This window comes from Streptomyces sp. NBC_01551 (genome assembly GCF_026339935.1).
Classification (GTDB): domain Bacteria; phylum Actinomycetota; class Actinomycetes; order Streptomycetales; family Streptomycetaceae; genus Streptomyces.
Map to the genome: position 1 here is coordinate 4,190,908 of NZ_JAPEPX010000001.1, position 16,759 is coordinate 4,207,666.

Consider the following 16,759-nt stretch of genomic DNA (forward strand, 5'->3'; position numbering starts at 1 on the left):
GCGCGTACGGCAATCGGGGGCGGCGGGCCGGGGGGCCCGTGATCCGTCTCCGGGGGGATTGACGATCGCCGCCTGGGGTTGCGGCATGTCTGTGGGGGACAGTTTGTACACATCTGTGTTCATTTCTGCCGTTTCGCTGGCACTTTTCTGGATGGCCGCGTTCACCCTCTGGTGGCAGATGCACGCGTGGCGCACACCCGAGACGCTCGCCTCGACCCGGTTCGACCACCCCGACGGGGAAGGCCGCCTGGCGTTCTCCCTGCTCCTGCCGGCCCGCCACGAACAGGCGGTCCTGGAGCACACCATCGACCGGCTGCTCGAATCGAGCCACACCGACTACGAGATCATCGTCATCGTCGGCCACGACGACCCCGAGACGGCCGCCGTCGCCGAGCGCGCCGCCGCCCGGGCACCGCACCGGGTGCGGGTCGTCACCGACCACCACGAGACGAAGAACAAGCCGAAGGCCCTCAACACCGCCCTCCCGCATTGCCGGGGCGACATCGTCGGCGTCTTCGACGCCGAGGACCAGGTCCACCCCGAGCTGCTCACCCACGTCGACCACGCCTTCCGCGCCACCGGAGCCGACGTGGTCCAGGGCGGCGTCCAGCTCATCAACTTCCACTCCAGCTGGTACAGCCTGCGCAACTGCCTGGAGTACTTCTTCTGGTTCCGCTCCCGGCTGCACCTGCACGCCGAGAAGGGGTTCATCCCGCTCGGCGGCAACACCGTCTTCGTCCGCACCGACGTGCTGCGCGAGGCCGACGGCTGGGACCCGAACTGCCTCGCCGAGGACTGCGACCTCGGGGTGCGGCTGTCGTCCGTCGGCAAGAAGGTGGTCGTCGCCTACGACTCCGACATGGTCACCCGCGAGGAGACGCCGGGCTCGCTGATGAGCCTGCTCAAGCAGCGCACCCGGTGGAACCAGGGCTTCCTACAGGTCTACCGCAAGAAGGACTGGCAGCAGCTGCCCGGCCGCGGCCAGCGCTGGCTGGCCCGCTACACGCTGATGACGCCGTTCATGCAGGCGGCCTCCGGCGTGATCATCCCGCTGAACTTCGCCATCGCGCTCCTCCTCGACGTCCCCGTCGGGATCGCGATCATCACCTTCCTGCCCATGATCACGGCGCTGGTGACCTTCGTCTTCGAGATCGTCGGCCTGCACGACTTCGGCCGCCAGTACGGCCTGCGCGTGCGGTTCGTCCACTACGTCAAGCTGGTCGTCGGCGGCCCGTTCTACCAGGTGATGCTCGCGGGCGCCGCCATCCGCGCGGTCTGGCGCGAGCAGCGCGGCCAGAGCGAGTGGGAACTCACCAGCCACACCGGAGCCCACCTCACCCACGCGGAGCCGGCTCCCGCCCTCGCCGGGGCCGCCACCGCCGCCGCCCACACCCGAGCCGGAGCCGGCGCCACCGCCCTCGCCACCGACACCACGATCCGAGAGGACCGACACCAGTGACCGCCACCCTGCCCACGGCCACTGATCCCCAGTCCGGTGCGACCGTCAACCTGCTCCCCGTCCGGCGCGCCCCCGGCGGACTCGGCGTCCGTCCGCCCGCCCCGGCCCGCCCGCTCGTGCGCTTCCGCTCCTCCCGCCCCGACCTGCTGCTGTGCGGCGTCCTGCTGCTCGCGATCGTCCTCGTCCAGGGCTGGAACATCACCAACTTCCCGACCCTGAGCGACGACGAGGGTACGTACCTCGCCCAGGCCTGGGCCGTCCAGCAGGGCGACGGCCTCGCCCACTACACGTACTGGTACGACCACCCGCCGCTCGGCTGGATACAGATAGCCGGCCTCACCTACCTGCCGTCCCTCTTCGTGCCCGAGTCGATGACCGTCGCGCCGATGCGGTTCTCGATGCTCGCCGTCTCCGCCGCGAGCGCCGTGCTGATCTACGTACTCGCGCGCCGGCTGTGGCTGCCGCGCTGGGCCGCCGGGCTCGCGATGGCGCTGTTCGGGCTCTCGCCGCTCTCCGTCGTCCTCCAGCGGGAGATCTTCCTCGACAACCTCGCCGTGATGTGGATGCTGCTGGCCTTCTGCTGGGCCGCGTCCCCGAGCCGGCACCTGTGGCACCTCTTCGCCTCGGGACTGGCGGCCGCCACCGCCGTCCTGACCAAGGAGACGATGCTGGTGGTGCTCCCGGCGCTGCTGGTGACGATGTGGCGTCACAGTCACCGCGACACCCGGAAGTTCGCCATCACCGGAGCCGTCACCGCCTGCGCGCTCATCGGCCTGTCGTACCCGCTCTACGCCCTGCTCAACAGCGAGCTGCTGCCCGGCGCCGGACACGTCTCGCTGATCGACGGCATCACCTACCAGATGAGCCGCCCCGGCTCCGGCTTCATCCTCACCCCCGGCACCGGCTCCCACGGCGTCTTCACCTCCTGGCTCTACTACGACACCGTCCTGCCGCTCGGCGGGCTGGCCGGCGCCGTCCTGCTGCTGGTCACGCACCGCTGGTCCGTCACCGCCCGCGCGCTCGCCGGACCCGCGCTCGCCGCCGTGATCCTCGCCCTCGTGGCGATGCGGCCCTCCGGCTACCTCCCGGCGATGTACGTGATCCAGGCCCTGCCCTTCCTCGCCCTCGTCCTCGCCGGCGGAGCCGCCAGCGTCACGCACGCCGTGCTGCGCCGCCGCCGGCGGCCCGGGGAGGGCAAGGCGCTCGTCGCCGGCCGCTGGGCGCTGATCGGCCTCCTCGCCGCGAGCGCCGCGCTGTACGTCCTCCCGCGCTGGTACGAGGGCAACCGCACCGCGCTCACCGTCGACGCCAACGCCCCCTACCGGCAGGCCGCGGCCTGGCTCGGCAGCGAGGTCGACGACCCGGCCCGCACCCGTGTCCTCGTCGACGACGCGCTCTGGCTGGACGCCGTCCACCACGGCTTCGAGCCCGGCCCCGGCGCCATCTGGTTCTACAAGGCCGACCTCGACCCGGCCGTCACGCAGACCCTGCCGCGCGGCTGGCGGGACATCGACTACGTCGTCTCCTCGCCCACCGTGCGCCGCGACGCGGTGGACCTGCCCAACGTGAAGGCCGCGCTGGAGCACTCGACCGTCGTCGCCGTCTTCGGCACCGGCGAGGACCGCATCGAGATACGCCGGACCGACCGCGAGAGTGGGAGCTGAGCCAGCGTGAGCGAAGACCTGTGGACCCCGCATGCCCCGGTGGATCCGGAGCTGACCGCTCCGGCCCGGCTGGGATCGACCGGCCTGGACGCGACGGAGGTTCCCGCCCCGGGCAGCGTCACCCTCATCATCCCCACCTTCAACGAGGCCGCCAACGTGGGGGAGTTGCTGCGCCGGCTGGCCGGCTCGCTCCCCGCTCACCTGCCCTGCGAGGTGCTGTTCGTCGACGACTCCACCGACGACACCCCGGCCGTCATCGAGAAGGCGGCCTCCGCGTGCCCCTTCCCGGTCGCGGTCCTGCACCGCGACACCCCCGAGGGCGGCCTCGGCGGAGCCGTCGTCGAGGGGATCCGCCGGGCGGCCGGCGACTGGATCGTCGTCATGGACGCCGACCTCCAGCACCCGCCCCACCTGGTCCCCGAACTCGTCGGCGAGGGCGAGCGCACCGGCGCCGACCTCGTCGTCGCCTCCCGCTACATCCCCGGCGGCAGCCGCGCCGGACTCGCCGGGAGCTACCGCGTCGCCGTCTCGCGCGGCGCGACCTGGCTCACCAAGGGGCTCTTCCCGCGCGCCCTGCGCGGCATCAGCGACCCGATGAGCGGCTTCTTCGCGATGCGCCGCTCCGTCGTCACCGCCGACGCCCTCAAACCCCTCGGCTACAAGATCCTGCTGGAGCTGGCGGTGCGCTGCCGCCCCGCCGAGGTCGCCGAGGTCCCGTTCGTCTTCCAGGACCGGTACGCGGGCGAGTCCAAGTCCACCGCCCGCGAAGGGCTGCGCTTCCTGACCCACCTCGCGGCGCTGCGCTCCGCGTCCCCGGTCGCCCGGATGATCGGCTTCGGGCTGATCGGGCTCTCCGGCTTCGTCCCCAACCTGGCCGGGCTGTGGCTGCTCACGCACGCCGGGATGCACTACCTGCCGGCCGAGATCGTCGCCAACCAGGCCGGGGTGCTCTGGAACTTCGTCCTCATCGAGACGCTCCTGTTCCGCGACCGCCGCCGGCACCGCCACTGGGCCGACCGGATCGGCCGCTTCGTGCTGCTCGCCAATGCCGACCTGCTGCTGCGGATCCCGCTGATCGCGGTGTTCGTCGCCGAGTTCGGCATGGCGGTGCTGCCCGCCACCGCCCTCGCGCTCGTCACCACCTTCGTCCTGCGGTTCGCGGCCACCGAGGCGCTCGTCTACCTCCCGCGCTCGCCGCGCCGGACGTCACGGCGTACGGCCGGGAGCTGAACCCGGGCCGTACCGGCACCACAGAAGGGAACATGTCCATGCGCCTGAACGAACGGCGACCGGCGGGGCGGCGGGCCGCCCTGCTGGCCGTCGGGGCGATGACCGCGGGCCTGCTGCTCACCGCACCGCAGCAGGCCACGGCCGGACCGCCCAATCTGCTCAGCAACCCCGGCTTCGAGACCGCCGGCGCGGCCGGCTCCGACATGCCGTCCTGCTGGTCCAAATCCGGCTGGGGCGACAACGACTTCACCTTCGCCACCGTCGCCGACGCCCACACCGGCACCAAGGCCATGAAGGTCTCGCTGACGCGCCGCGTCGACGGCGACCGCAAGGCCCTCGTCACCGAGAACACCGCCTGCGCGCCGACCGTGGTGCCGGGCAAGCAGTACGACCTGTCCGCCTGGTACAAGTCGAACACCCCGGACGTGTCGGTGACCGTCTTCCGCCACGACACCGCGGCGGGCTGGCAGTACTGGACCGACCTGCAGAACCCGCCGGTCAGCGCGGCCTGGGCGCGCACGGAGGTCCGTACGCCCGCCGTGCCGCCCAACACCGACAAGATCGCGTGGGGGCTGTCGGTCTACGGCGTGGGAACGCTCACCACCGACGACTACGCGCTGGAGGAGGTCGGGGCGGTTCCGCCGCAGCCCGGCTGCACCGGCACGCCACAGGAGTGCGCCACGGGCAAGTGGGAGGTGATCCCCGCCAAGAACCCGGTGCGCTCGATGCACGCCGTCGTGCTCAAGAACGGCAAGGTGCTGCTGATCGCCGGCTCGGGCAACGACATCGCCCAGTTCAACGCGGGCACCTTCACCTCCGCCGTGTACGACCCGGCGAACGGCTCGTTCAAGACGATCCCGACGCCCGTCGACATGTTCTGCTCGGGCCACGTGCAGCTGGCCGACGGCCGGGTGCTCGTGATGAGCGGCAACAAGGGCTATCCGTCCGCCGACGGGAAGATCGGCTACCAGGGCCTGAAGGACAGTTACGTCTTCGACCCGGCGACCGAGAAGTACACCAGGACGAACGACATGAACGGCGGGCACTGGTACCCGTCCGCGACGGTCCTCGGCAACGGCGACGTGATCTCCTTCGGCGGCCTGAAGGAGGACTCGACCGGCAATGTGACCGCGGAGAAGTTCTCGGCGGCGCAGGGCAAGTGGCTGCCGATGAACGAGGTCAACCAGACCTGGTCGTACTGGGGCCTGTACCCCTCGATGATCCTGATGCAGGACGGCCGGCTGTTCTACTCGGGCAGCCACACCTTCGGCAACGGGACGCAGGGCAGCGGCGCGTCGATCTACGACTACGGCGCCAACACCATCACGGACGTGCCCGGGCTGCGCAAGAAGGACGAGCGCGACGAGTCCGCCAGCGTGCTGCTGCCCCCGGCACAGGACCAGCGGGTCCTGACCATCGGCGGCGGCAACAACGAGACCAACCCGGCGGCGAACCGGCTCACCGAGCTGATCGACCTGAAGGCGCCCAGCCCCGCCTACACCGCCGGACCCGACCTCCCGCAGGGCCTGGTCGACGTCGGCGGCGTCAAGCGGCCGCAGACCGGCGCCGAGGGCAAGATGTACGTGTCCGCCGTCCTGCTCCCGGACGGCAAGGTGCTGGAGACCGGCGGCGGGCTGCACGACCGGGCCGACCCGGTGTACGAGGCCTCGTTCTTCGACCCGGTGACCAACACGTACAAGGCCGGGCTGCCGGCGGACCCGATCCCGCGGACGTACCACTCGGGCGCGTTCCTGCTGCCCGACGGCCGGGTCATGACGGTCGGCGACAACCCGGGCAACGGCACGTACAACCACAACGTGTCGATCTACACCCCGCCGTACCTGTTCAAGGGCGCCCGCCCGAAGCTCACCTCGGTGATCGACACGGAGTGGGTCTACGGAGACACCCAGCGGATCACCGTCGACCGCCCGATCGTCAAGGCGGAGCTGATCCGGCCGGCGGCGGTCACGCACTCCTCGGACCCGAACCAGCGGTTCGTGGACCTTCCGATGACGGTCGTCAACAACACCACCATCGACCTCAACGTCACCAGCAACCCCAACCTGGCCCCGCCCGGCTGGTACATGCTCTTCGGCGTCGACGCGAACGGCATCCCGTCCGTCGCGACCTGGGTCCACCTCGGCGGGCCGGCGGCGCTGGCGAAGACCGCCGCCGGCGGCGAGCAGCCCTCGCCGCACGTCCACGACTTCGCGGACGCCCTGAAGGCGGCCCCGAAGACCAACCCGGCGAAGCGGGACTCCGTGCCCGTCGCGCCCAGCGTGGCCGGCTGCGACCGCCACTACGGCTCGGTCAACCTCTGCGTCCCGACGAACTTCCCGGCGGAGGTGAAGAACACGACCAGGGCCCGCTGCGACTGGCTGGCCTCCCACAAGTACCCGAAGCGCATGAAGGTCAACGGAAGCGACCCGCTGCGCCTCGACCCGGACCGCGACGGGTACGCCTGCTGACGGGCGTACGCACCTGACGGCCGTCGCAGGACGGTGCCCCGGCGGTGGGCGTCCCCCACCGCCGGGGCACCGTCATGCCCGGCCGCCGTCGGCCGCTAGTGCTGGTACGCGGCGAGCGAGATGCCGACGTAGTGCGCGACGAAGGCGGCGAGGGTCAGCGAGTGGAACACCTCGTGGAAGCCGAAGAAGCGCGGGGAGGGGTTCGGGCGCTTCATCCCGTAGATGACGCCGCCCACGCTGTAGAGCAGACCGCCGACGACCACCAGCACCAGCACCGCGATCCCGCCGGTCCGCAGGAAGTCGGGCAGGAAGAAGACGGCCGCCCAGCCCATCGCTATGTAGCACGGGGTGTACAGCCAGCGCGGGGCGCCGACCCAGAAGACGCGGAACGCTATGCCGGCCGCGGCCGCGATCCACACCGCCCACAGCAGCGTCCGCCCGGTGGACGGCGGCAGCAGCAGGACGGTCAGCGGGGTGTACGTCCCCGCGATGATCAGGAAGATGTTGGCGTGGTCGAGGCGGCGCAGGATCGCCTCGCCGCGCGGCCCCCAGGTCCCCCGGTGGTACACCGCGCTGACGCCGAAGAGCAGGCAGGCCGTGAGGATGTAGACCCCGCAGGCCACCCGGGCGCGGGTCGAGTCGGTGAACGCCATCAGCACCAGGCCCGCGACCACCACGGCGGGAAACATCCCCGTGTGCAGCCAGCCGCGCATCAACGGCTTGGTCTCCGGTCCCGGCACGGCCAACGCGGCGGCATCAGAAGTCATGGCCGCCATGCTACCTACGGGTCCGTAGGTTTCCGTTAGTCCTCTTTACGGAAGATTGACGGGAGTGGCGATGCTCACGTGAGAGGCCCTCTGGACATATGCGCACATGCACCGGATGATCAGATGAGTGCGGTCGGCACCGGATGAGCGGAGCGCGAAGCGTCCGGGTCGCAGCCCCCACGGGGCAAACACCAAACAAACCCCTCAACAAGGAGCAATCGTGGCGCGCGACAACGCGGCTCCCACCACCGTCCCGACGAGCCACCAGGAGCTGGTCTCCTGGGTCGACGAGATCGCAGCCCTCACCCAGCCGGACCGCGTCGTCTGGTGCGACGGCTCGGAAGCCGAGTACGAGGCCCTGTGCGAGGAGCTCGTCTCGAAGGGCACGTTCAAGAAGCTCGACCCGGCGAAGCGCCCCAACTCGTACTACGCCGCCTCCGACCCGTCCGACGTCGCGCGCGTCGAGGACCGGACCTTCATCTGCTCCGAGAAGGAGGAGGACGCGGGCCCGACCAACCACTGGAAGGCCCCTTCCGAGATGAAGGAGCTCTTCGCGGGCGAGCAGGGCATCTTCCGCGGCTCCATGAAGGGCCGGACGATGTACGTCGTCCCGTTCTGCATGGGCCCCCTCGGCTCCGAGCTCTCCGCGATCGGCGTCGAGATCACCGACTCCGCCTACGTCGCGGTCGCCATGCGCACCATGACCCGCATGGGCAAGCCCGTCCTCGACGAGCTCGGCACCGACGGGTTCTTCGTCAAGGCCGTCCACACCCTCGGCGCTCCGCTCGCCGAGGGCCAGGCCGACGTGCCGTGGCCCTGCAACACCACCAAGTACATCTCGCACTTCCCCGAGACCCGCGAGATCTGGTCCTACGGATCCGGCTACGGCGGCAACGCCCTCCTCGGCAAGAAGTGCTACGCGCTGCGCATCGCCTCCGTCATGGCGCGCGACGAGGGCTGGCTCGCCGAGCACATGCTGATCCTCAAGCTCACCCCGCCGCAGGGTGAGGCCGAGGCCCCCAAGTACATCGCCGCCGCGTTCCCGAGCGCCTGCGGCAAGACGAACCTGGCCATGCTGGAGCCCACGATCCCCGGCTGGACGGTCGAGACCATCGGCGACGACATCGCCTGGATGCGCTTCGGCGAGGACGGTCGCCTGTACGCGATCAACCCCGAGGCCGGCTTCTTCGGCGTGGCCCCCGGCACCGGCGAGCACACCAACGCCAACGCCATGAAGACCATGTACGCGAACACCGTCTTCACCAACGTCGCGCTCACCCCGGACGGCTCCGACGTCTGGTGGGAGGGCATGACCGAGGAGCCCCCGGCCGAGCTCATCGACTGGAAGGGCAACCGCTGGACCCCGGAGTCCGAGACCCCGGCGGCCCACCCCAACGCCCGCTTCGCCGTCCCGGCGTCCCAGTGCCCGACGATCGCCCCCGAGTGGGAGGACCCCAAGGGCGTCCCGGTCTCCGCGATCCTCTTCGGCGGCCGCCGCGCCTCCGCCGTCCCGCTGGTCACCGAGTCCTTCGACTGGAACCACGGCGTCTTCATCGGCTCGAACATCGCCTCCGAGAAGACCGCCGCCGCCGAGGGCAAGGTCGGCGAGCTGCGCCGCGACCCGTTCGCCATGCTGCCGTTCTGCGGCTACAACATGGGCGACTACATGGGCCACTGGATCGACGTCGCCAAGGGCAAGGACCAGGCCAAGCTCCCGAAGATCTACTACGTGAACTGGTTCCGCAAGAACGACGCGGGCAAGTTCGTGTGGCCCGGCTTCGGCGAGAACAGCCGCGTCCTGAAGTGGATCGTCGAGCGCCTCGACGGCACCGCCGAGGGCGTCGAGACCCCCATCGGCATCCTCCCGACCGTCGCGTCCCTGGACACCGACGGCCTGGACCTGCCGGCCGAGGACCTCGACTTCCTGCTCACCGTCGACAAGGAGATCTGGCGCGACGAGGCCGCCCTGGTCCCCGAGCACCTGAACACCTACGGCGACCACACTCCCAAGGAGCTGTGGGACCAGTACCACGCGCTCGTCGAGCGCCTGGGCTGAGCCCGACGCCCGGACTCCGCTCCGGGCCCCTGAACGTGGGAGCCCCCGACCAAGCGGTTCCCACCGCAGCACCGGCCAAAGTCAATACCTGTCAGGAGTGTTGTCCGCGCTCCTCCAGGTAGGTCGTGTGCGTCTGCTGACGGCGGGCCTCTGCTTCGCGGAGGTCCGCCGTCAGGCGTTCCGCCTCCTCGTACAGCACGTCCAGCTGCCGCTCCAGATGCCGCTCGGGCGACTCCCCGCCCGGCGTGATCCGGTTCCACCAGCGCGCCCGGTTGTACGTGTCCGCGCACTCCGGCACGTCCAGCCGGATCGCCCGAGACAGCGCGTACACCGTCTCCGGCTCGGTGGCCAGCACCTCCGCCACCCAGCCCGGCTCCAGCAGTGCCCCGTACAGCTCCAGCAGCTCCGCCAGCCGCCCCGCGGCCGCCGTCGGCAGCTCCACCTCCGCCAGGTACTCCCGGAGCTGCCCGAACTGCTCCCGCACCCGGCCCAGTTGCGTCTGCGGATCGTCGAAGTCCGGCGGGGCCACCCGCTCCGGCGGAGCGATCAGCGCGCCCGCGCCGTACAGGCCCGCCACCACGACCGGCCAGTACGTGCCGGCCACCCCGGTGACGGTCAGGCCCAGCCCGGCCACGCCACAGGCGCAGCCGGCCAGGTTCTTCTTCGATTCCAGATAGCCGAGCAGCCTGTTGGCTCTACTGGTAGCCACGGATCTCCTCGAAGGCTCCGTCCAGCGAACCGTTGCCGTCCGTCGCGTCGAACAGGCGCCCGCCGGTCAGATCGGTGATGTGCGTGAGCTCCTTGCGGTCCGAATCCCCGAACAGCACCGCGAAGACCGGGGTGTGCTTCTGCCCCTGCGGCAGCGAGGCGTAGAAGGAGTCGAAGTCCTTCACCTTGTCGCCGCTCTGCCCGTCCGTCATCAGCACGATCGAGGTGAACGCGTCCGCGTCGCCCTTGCCCAGGTGCTCGTACGCCGCCTTCAGGCTGCCGTACACGGCCGTACCGCCCTCCGGCCGCAGCGACTTCACGTCACCGCGGATCGCTTCCAGCGCCGGCCCCGGATCGCCGGGCTCGACGACGTGCGTCAGCACCTTCTTCACCTGGTCGCCGAAGGGCAGCAGCGTCACCTCCTCGCGGTCCCGGAACCGCTGCCCGGTGCCCGAACCATCCGTGCCCGTCAGCTCCGTGAGCGCCGACTTCAGCCGCCCGATGCGGTTCTCCTCCGCCATCGAGCCCGAGGTGTCCAGCACGTACACCGTGCGCGAGGGCCGCCGCAGCTCGTTCTCGTACGAGGCCAGCAGCCCGTCCGCGACCGACCGGGTGCCGGGGAACGGCAGCTCGCGCCGCTTCTGCGCGTCCAGCCCGGCCGCCGGCATGACCCCGGCCGCCACCGGCCGCCGCAGGGTCTGCTCCGTGATCGCCTTCTGCGCGTCCGCGCCGCGCAGGTACTCCGTCAGCGCCCGGCCCGACTCGCGCGCCCCGGCCGGGGCCGAGGTCAGCAGCGTCAGCGGATAGTGCGCCGTGACCACGCCGTCCTTCGGGCGGACCACCGTCAAGTCCGTCTTCGCGTCCCGGTTCAAGGACAGCAGTACCGACTCGTAGTTCACCAGCGCGTCCACGTCCCCGCGCTTGGTGTACGCCGTCGCCAGCCAGCCCGAGGAACCCGAGGTCAGCTTCTGGCCGGCGAAGAACTCCTTCAGCTTGGGCTGCGCGGTCTTCACGTCCGCCTGCGTCAGCGCCGCCTGCGCGCCCGACAGTCCCGAGGCCACCGAGACCAGCGCCGAGAAACCGGAGTTGGAGCGCACCGGATCCGTCATCCCGTACGTCAGCTTCCCGGCGGCGACCGCCTCGTGCACCGCTGACCAGGTCACCTCCCCGGGCGTCCAGCCCAGCCGCGCCAGCGCCTGCGGCTTCACGCCGATCGCCACCGGCGAGGACATCACCGGGGTCTCCGAGCTCAGCTTCCCGGCCGCCTCGGGCCGCAGCCGCAAGTAGTCGTTGGAGGACAGCCAGATCGCGTCGTACTTCCCGTCGGCCTTCCCCGAGGCGACCTGCTCGACCGCGTCCAGCGTCCCCGACGAGGTCAGCTCCACCGTCACCCCGGTGGCCGCCTTCGCCGCCTTCAGCACCGGCTCCATGTCCGAGAGCTCGCTGGAGGCCAGCACCCGCAGCTTGCCCTCCTGGTACTTCGACTCCGCGGGCTTCGCCTTCCCGCCGTCGGCGTCGGAGGTACAGGCCGTGGCCCCCAGCAAGGTCGCGGCCAGCGTGAGCGCCACCGCGAGTCGTCCGCGCACCAGCGCGCCACGGATGCTCATCGCTCGCCGCCTTCCAGGGCGCCGGCCGTACGGGTCCGGGCCAGGTACGCCGAGGCGCTGCGCAGCTCCCCGGTCAAGGACTCCACCGTCGCGGCCATGTTCTCGGTGGCCTGCACCTTGAACGTGTCGATCGCGTCCAGCGTCTCGTAGATCTGTGCGAAAGCCGTCCGCAGCGTCTCCGCGCCCACCGCCGGATCGGCGGCGATCCGCTGGATCTCCCCGCTCTGCGTGGACAGCATCTGCGCGTTGCCCCGGATCAGGTCCTCGGTGGTGCCCTTCAAGGCGTTGACCTGCTCGACCACCTTGCGCTGACTGTCGAGCGCCGAGGCCAGCATCACCGCGATCCGCAGCGCCGACACCGTCGTGGTGGCGGCCCGCTCCACGCCCTTGATCAGCTCGTCGTTGTTGCGCCGGACCACGTCCATCGCCAGGTAGCCCTGCGCGCACACGGCCAGCTGAGTCAGCAGGTCCTGGTGCTTCTGGCGGACCGGGAACAGCACGTCCGCCCGCAGCGCGTCCGCCTGCTGCGGATCGGAGCGCTCCGCCTCGGCGACGCGCTGCTCGACGGCCCCGTCCAGGGCCTCCGTGAGCACCGCGTACTCCTGGAGCTTGCCCATGGTCTCCCACAGCCGCGCCCGCTCGGTGTGCAGCGCCGCGTTGTCGCGGCGCAGCTCGTCCTGGCCGCCGCGCAGCGCGCCGACGATCCGGTTGAGGGTGGCCTGCGAGGAGGCGTACTTGGCCACGTGGTCGCGGAACTTGTTGCCGCCGGGCAGCTTCGCCAGCAGCCTGCGCGCCCCCTTCGCGGGCGTGTCCCGCGGATCGAGGTCCTCGACGGTGCGGCGCAGCTCCACCAGCGAACCCGCGACGCGGGCCTGCGCGTCGCCGCCGCCGTCCGAGCCCAGGGAGCGCACGGCCCGCTCCAGCATCCGGTTGGACTGCTGCGCGGCGCCCCGGATGTCCGCCGAGCCGAGCCCGGTGATCTCGCCGATGCGGGTGGCGAACTCGGGCGAGCGGGCGTCGATCCCGGCGAGCGAGCCGACGTACTCCCCGGCCCGGCGGGCCATCTCCTCGCGCACGCCGTCCTGCAGCGGGACCAGACCCGAGGCCTGCTCCCGCTTGACGGGGGCGACGGGCTCGGGAGCGGTGAGGACGAGCGGGGTGTCTTCGGGTGGTGTCAGTGACATGGTGTGGTCCCCCTACTCCTTGGCGCGCGCTGCCAGCGCCATCAGGATCTTGACGGTGGGAGCGCCGACCTGGCGGATGCCGGTCAGCCCCGGGTTGAGGTAGGCGGCGTGCGGGGCGGTCGCCGCGGTGAACTCCGCGACGCCCTCCTGCGGGCGGAACCCGTGACGGATCGCCAGCTCGCGCAGCTTCGGGTCGGTGGCCAGCAGGCTGCCGAGCTCCTTGGCGTCGTCGCTGATCGGCACGAAGGTGTGCGGGGAGTTCACGGTGGTGTCGGGGTAGAGCACCACCATGTTCTCGGCGTCCCCGTGTCCTTGCTTCTGCAGCAGCAGCGAGGCCACCTGGGACTCGTAGGCCAGGATGAGCGGTTCGCCGCTGCCGCTGATGAAGGCCCGGAAGGGGTCGTCGGTGCTCGGCTCCAGGGCGCCCTGCACGGAGATCAGCTTGCGCATCAGGGGCAGCGTGCGGTCGATGCCGGCGTCGTCGGAGACGACGTTCAGGTTGTTGGCCACGTTGGAGGTCGCGGCGAGGAACAGCGCGCCCGAGTTCGAGGTCGCCGGGTCGGTGGTCTTGATGAACATCCGGCCCGTCAGCTCGGGGAAGGGCTCGCTGCCCCTCAGCTGCTGCCAGTTGCGGTCCTCGCCGGCGGCCTTCAGGTACGGGTCCATCAGGAGGGTGCCGGAGTTCTTGCCGGTCATCCGGGCGAGACCGTTGTCGGTCAGCACCTTGGCCGCGTTCGGCCGGGCGATCACGACGAGCGGCGAGAAGAAGGGCTTCGCGACCTGCGCGCCCTTGACCCCGGCCGCCGCCTCGATCTCCTTGGCGGGCTCACTGCTGCTGGGGAAGGCGAAGTCGAACTCCTTGAGGGCGAGCTGGTCCATCGCCCAGGAGCCCGAGGTCTCCGTCTTCACGGTGTAGCCCTTGTCCGCAAGGGCCTTGACCACGTCGGGATCGCGGAAGTACTCCGACTTCTCCGATCCGATGACGCCGCGCACGGTCTTCGTTGCCGTGCCCTCTGAGCCTTCGCCCCCCATGACGATGACGGCGATCACGCCGCCGATCAGGAGGACCGCCAGAGCGATTCCTAGGATGCGTCTCACGGGTGCAGCGTGCTCGCGGAAACCCACATTCCGCGATGAGTTGAATGAACGTCAGGTGTCCAGGCGGTCCCACTTCGAAATGCTGTGTGAGTCCGTGGGTGCTGGTGGGCGGGGCGGGAGGCCGGGAGGATCGTCGCCATGGGCGTGAGCGCGTTGAAATGGCAGGGCTGGCTGGTCGGGCTGGTGGTCCTGGCCGGGCTGCTGGTGTTCGCCCCGCTGGGGCTGTACGTGTGGGCCAGCGGCGATCCGGCGTCGCCGCCGGCCCCGGCGGTGGCGGAATCGGTACGGGTCACCGGGTGCCGAATCGATCCCGCAAGCCGCCGCGTGGTGGCCGGGGTCGAGGCGACGGGCCGGGGCTCCTACGTCGTCACGGTGGAATTCCGCGACCGGGCGGAGGCGACACCGGGAAGCCGGTCGGCGCAGTCCCTGGTGAAGATCCCGGGCGTCACCCCGCACAACCCGGAACACGCGGAAGCCATCGGCCCGGTCTGGCCCCCGGCCACGACCCCGTGGTGCGGGGTGGCCCATGTCGGCGTGGCCGACGACGCCCCGGAGCCGGGCGGGGGGTGAGGGCGCGGGGCCGGTGCCGCGGAGCACAGGGGCGCTGGGGCGCAGCCCCGCGGGCGGGTCGCGTTCAGCGTCCCCGCAGGGGTAATGGCACCCGGTCCGGAGCCTCCGCGGCCCCGGACCGGGGCCGTCAGTGGGCGCCTGCCAGGCCGACGGAGTCGAGGGCGGCGGCGTGCGCGTCCATCCGCTCGGCGGCGAGGATCGCGGCGGTGGTGTCGGCCCGGGACGCGGCGACGAGCAGCGCGCGGGCGGCGAGGTCGTGCGCCCGCTGGTGCAGGGCGGCGGTGTCCCCGGTGGGGGCGTGCGGAACCCGGACGGGCTGCGCCCCGCGCAGCCGCGCCACCTGGCCGGCGATCCGCTCGGCGCTCTCGTCGAGCCCGAGCTCGTCGGTGACGGCGAGGAGGGCCGCCAGGTGCCCGGCGAGCTGGATGTCCAGCGCTTCGCCGCGGCTGCGGTGGGGGTAGTCGTCGTGGCGGTCGCCGTGGCCGGTGCCCATACGGTGGACGACCGACTTGGTGCGGATCGGCTCGTACATGAGGGGGCCTCCTGCGTGGTCAGGAGGCCATCCTACATTGGATCCGTTCTAAAGTTGAGTTCCATCCGGATGTGAGACGACAGCTGCCTCACTGTGGCCGAGTGGCTACGGGTAACCGTGCGTAACCGGTTTACATCTGGCCGTAGCCGTCGAGGAAGTTGCCGATCCGCGTCACCGCGTCGGCCAGGTCCTTGGCGTTCGGCAGCGTCACGATCCGGAAGTGGTCGGGGTCGGGCCAGTTGAAGCCCGTACCGTGCACGACCATGATCTTCTCTTCCCGCAGCAGGTCGAGGACCATCTGCCGGTCGTCCTTGATCTTGTAGACGGACGGGTCCAGCTTCGGGAACAGGTACAGCGCGCCCTTCGGCTTCACGCAGGTGATGCCGGGGATCTGCGTCAGCAGGTCGTACGCCGTGTCGCGCTGCTCCATCAGCCGCCCGCCCGGGAGCACCAGGTCGTTGATCGACTGCCGGCCGCCGAGGGCGGTGGCGACGGCGTGCTGCGAGGGCATGTTGGCGCACAGCCGCATGTTCGCCAGGATCGTCAGGCCCTCGATGTACGACGAGGCGTGCTTCTTGGGGCCGCAGACCGCCATCCAGCCGGCCCGGTAGCCGGCGACGCGGTAGTTCTTGGAGAGCCCGTTGAAGGTGAGCGTCAGCAGGTCCGGCGCGATCGCGGCGGTGTTCGTGTGCGTGGCGCCGTCGTAGAGGATCCGGTCGTAGATCTCGTCCGAGCAGACGATCAGGTTGTGGCGGCGCGCGATGTCGGTCAGCCCGCGCAGCATCTCGTCGTCGTAGACGGCGCCGGTCGGGTTGTTCGGGTTGATGATCACGATCGCGCGCGTGCGGTCGGTGACCTTGCGCTCGATGTCGGCGAGGTCCGGCATCCAGTCGGACTGCTCGTCGCACCGGTAGTGCACGGCGGTCCCGCCGGCGAGGCTGACGGAGGCGGTCCACAGGGGGTAGTCCGGCGCGGGGACGAGCACCTCGTCGCCGTCGTCGAGCAGCGCCTGCATCGACATCTGGATCAGCTCGGAGACTCCGTTGCCGAGGTAGATGTCCTCGACGTCCAGCTCGATGCCCTTGGTCTGGTAGTGCTGCATGACCGCGCGGCGCGCGGAGAGCAGCCCCTTCGCGTCCCCGTAGCCGTGGGCGTTGCCCAGGTTGCGGAGCATGTCCTCAAGGATCTCCGGCGGGCACTCGAAGCCGAAGGCCGCGGGGTTGCCGGTGTTGAGCTTGAGGATGCGATGACCTGCCGCTTCGAGCCGCATCGCCTCTTCGAGGACGGGTCCGCGGATCTCGTAGCAGACATTGGCGAGTTTCGTTGACTGGATCACCTGCATGACGGGAGCTTACGGGCCCTGCCGGGGCCCCGCAGCGAATTCCGGGCCGCAGACCAAGGCCGGTATGCCCCATT

13 protein-coding genes are annotated in these 16,759 nt (G+C 70.8%); 6 read left to right on the plus strand and 7 right to left on the minus strand.

Going from position 1 to position 16,759, the window contains the following annotated elements:
• Positions 1-103 precede the first annotated feature (103 nt).
• The 4 genes from OG982_RS19045 to OG982_RS19060 all read left to right on the plus strand — a co-directional run bounded on the left by OG982_RS19045 (position 104) and on the right by OG982_RS19060 (position 6,821).
• On the plus strand, positions 104-1,459 hold the full coding sequence (locus tag OG982_RS19045; RefSeq protein ID WP_266785197.1) for a glycosyltransferase: 1,356 nt from the start codon (positions 104-106) through the stop codon (positions 1,457-1,459).
• 116 nt (positions 1,460-1,575) lie between these two features.
• Entirely contained in the window at positions 1,576-3,123 is a 1,548-nt protein-coding gene (locus OG982_RS19050) for a glycosyltransferase family 39 protein (RefSeq protein WP_266949949.1), read from the plus strand.
• 51 nt (positions 3,124-3,174) lie between these two features.
• On the plus strand, positions 3,175-4,353 hold the full coding sequence (locus OG982_RS19055; protein ID WP_266791858.1) for a glycosyltransferase family 2 protein: 1,179 nt from the start codon (positions 3,175-3,177) through the stop codon (positions 4,351-4,353).
• A 38-nt stretch (positions 4,354-4,391) separates the two neighbouring features.
• Positions 4,392-6,821, plus strand: coding sequence for a galactose oxidase-like domain-containing protein (locus OG982_RS19060; RefSeq protein WP_266791856.1), 2,430 nt, complete (start codon positions 4,392-4,394; stop codon positions 6,819-6,821).
• A gap of 95 nt (positions 6,822-6,916) precedes the next feature.
• On the opposite strand, the gene OG982_RS19065 is transcribed toward OG982_RS19060, so the two are convergent.
• Positions 6,917-7,588: a hemolysin III family protein gene (locus tag OG982_RS19065; RefSeq protein ID WP_266785195.1), complete on the minus strand. Its 672-nt coding sequence runs from the start codon at positions 7,586-7,588 to the stop codon at positions 6,917-6,919.
• Positions 7,589-7,808: 220 nt separating this feature from the next.
• On the opposite strand from OG982_RS19065, the gene OG982_RS19070 reads away from it, so the two are divergent.
• A complete protein-coding gene (locus OG982_RS19070) occupies positions 7,809-9,644 on the plus strand; it encodes a phosphoenolpyruvate carboxykinase (GTP) (RefSeq protein WP_266785193.1) in 1,836 nt (611 codons plus the stop codon).
• A 91-nt stretch (positions 9,645-9,735) separates the two neighbouring features.
• Here the strand turns inward: OG982_RS19070 and OG982_RS19075 are convergent, their stop codons facing one another.
• The 4 genes from OG982_RS19075 to OG982_RS19090 are packed head-to-tail and all read right to left on the minus strand — an operon-like array spanning position 9,736 to position 14,241.
• On the minus strand, positions 9,736-10,353 hold the full coding sequence (locus OG982_RS19075; protein WP_266785191.1) for a hypothetical protein: 618 nt from the start codon (positions 10,351-10,353) through the stop codon (positions 9,736-9,738).
• A complete protein-coding gene (locus OG982_RS19080; protein ID WP_266785189.1) occupies positions 10,340-11,959 on the minus strand; it encodes a VWA domain-containing protein in 1,620 nt (539 codons plus the stop codon). Before OG982_RS19080 ends, OG982_RS19075 begins: the two co-directional genes overlap by 14 nt.
• Positions 11,956-13,143: a toxic anion resistance protein gene (locus tag OG982_RS19085; protein WP_266785187.1), complete on the minus strand. Its 1,188-nt coding sequence runs from the start codon at positions 13,141-13,143 to the stop codon at positions 11,956-11,958. Before OG982_RS19085 ends, OG982_RS19080 begins: the two co-directional genes overlap by 4 nt.
• A 12-nt stretch (positions 13,144-13,155) precedes the next feature.
• Positions 13,156-14,241, minus strand: coding sequence for a substrate-binding domain-containing protein (locus OG982_RS19090; RefSeq protein ID WP_266785185.1), 1,086 nt, complete (start codon positions 14,239-14,241; stop codon positions 13,156-13,158).
• Between the two features lie 138 nt (positions 14,242-14,379).
• On the opposite strand from OG982_RS19090, the gene OG982_RS19095 reads away from it, so the two are divergent.
• Positions 14,380-14,811 carry a hypothetical protein gene (locus OG982_RS19095; protein WP_266948951.1) on the plus strand — a complete coding sequence of 144 codons (432 nt, stop codon included), beginning with the start codon at positions 14,380-14,382 and terminating at the stop codon, positions 14,809-14,811.
• A 127-nt stretch (positions 14,812-14,938) separates the two neighbouring features.
• On the opposite strand, the gene OG982_RS19100 is transcribed toward OG982_RS19095, so the two are convergent.
• Positions 14,939-15,343, minus strand: coding sequence for a hypothetical protein (locus tag OG982_RS19100; protein ID WP_266785181.1), 405 nt, complete (start codon positions 15,341-15,343; stop codon positions 14,939-14,941).
• Between the two features lie 130 nt (positions 15,344-15,473).
• Positions 15,474-16,685, minus strand: coding sequence for a pyridoxal phosphate-dependent aminotransferase (locus OG982_RS19105; protein WP_266785179.1), 1,212 nt, complete (start codon positions 16,683-16,685; stop codon positions 15,474-15,476).
• Positions 16,686-16,759 lie beyond the last annotated feature (74 nt).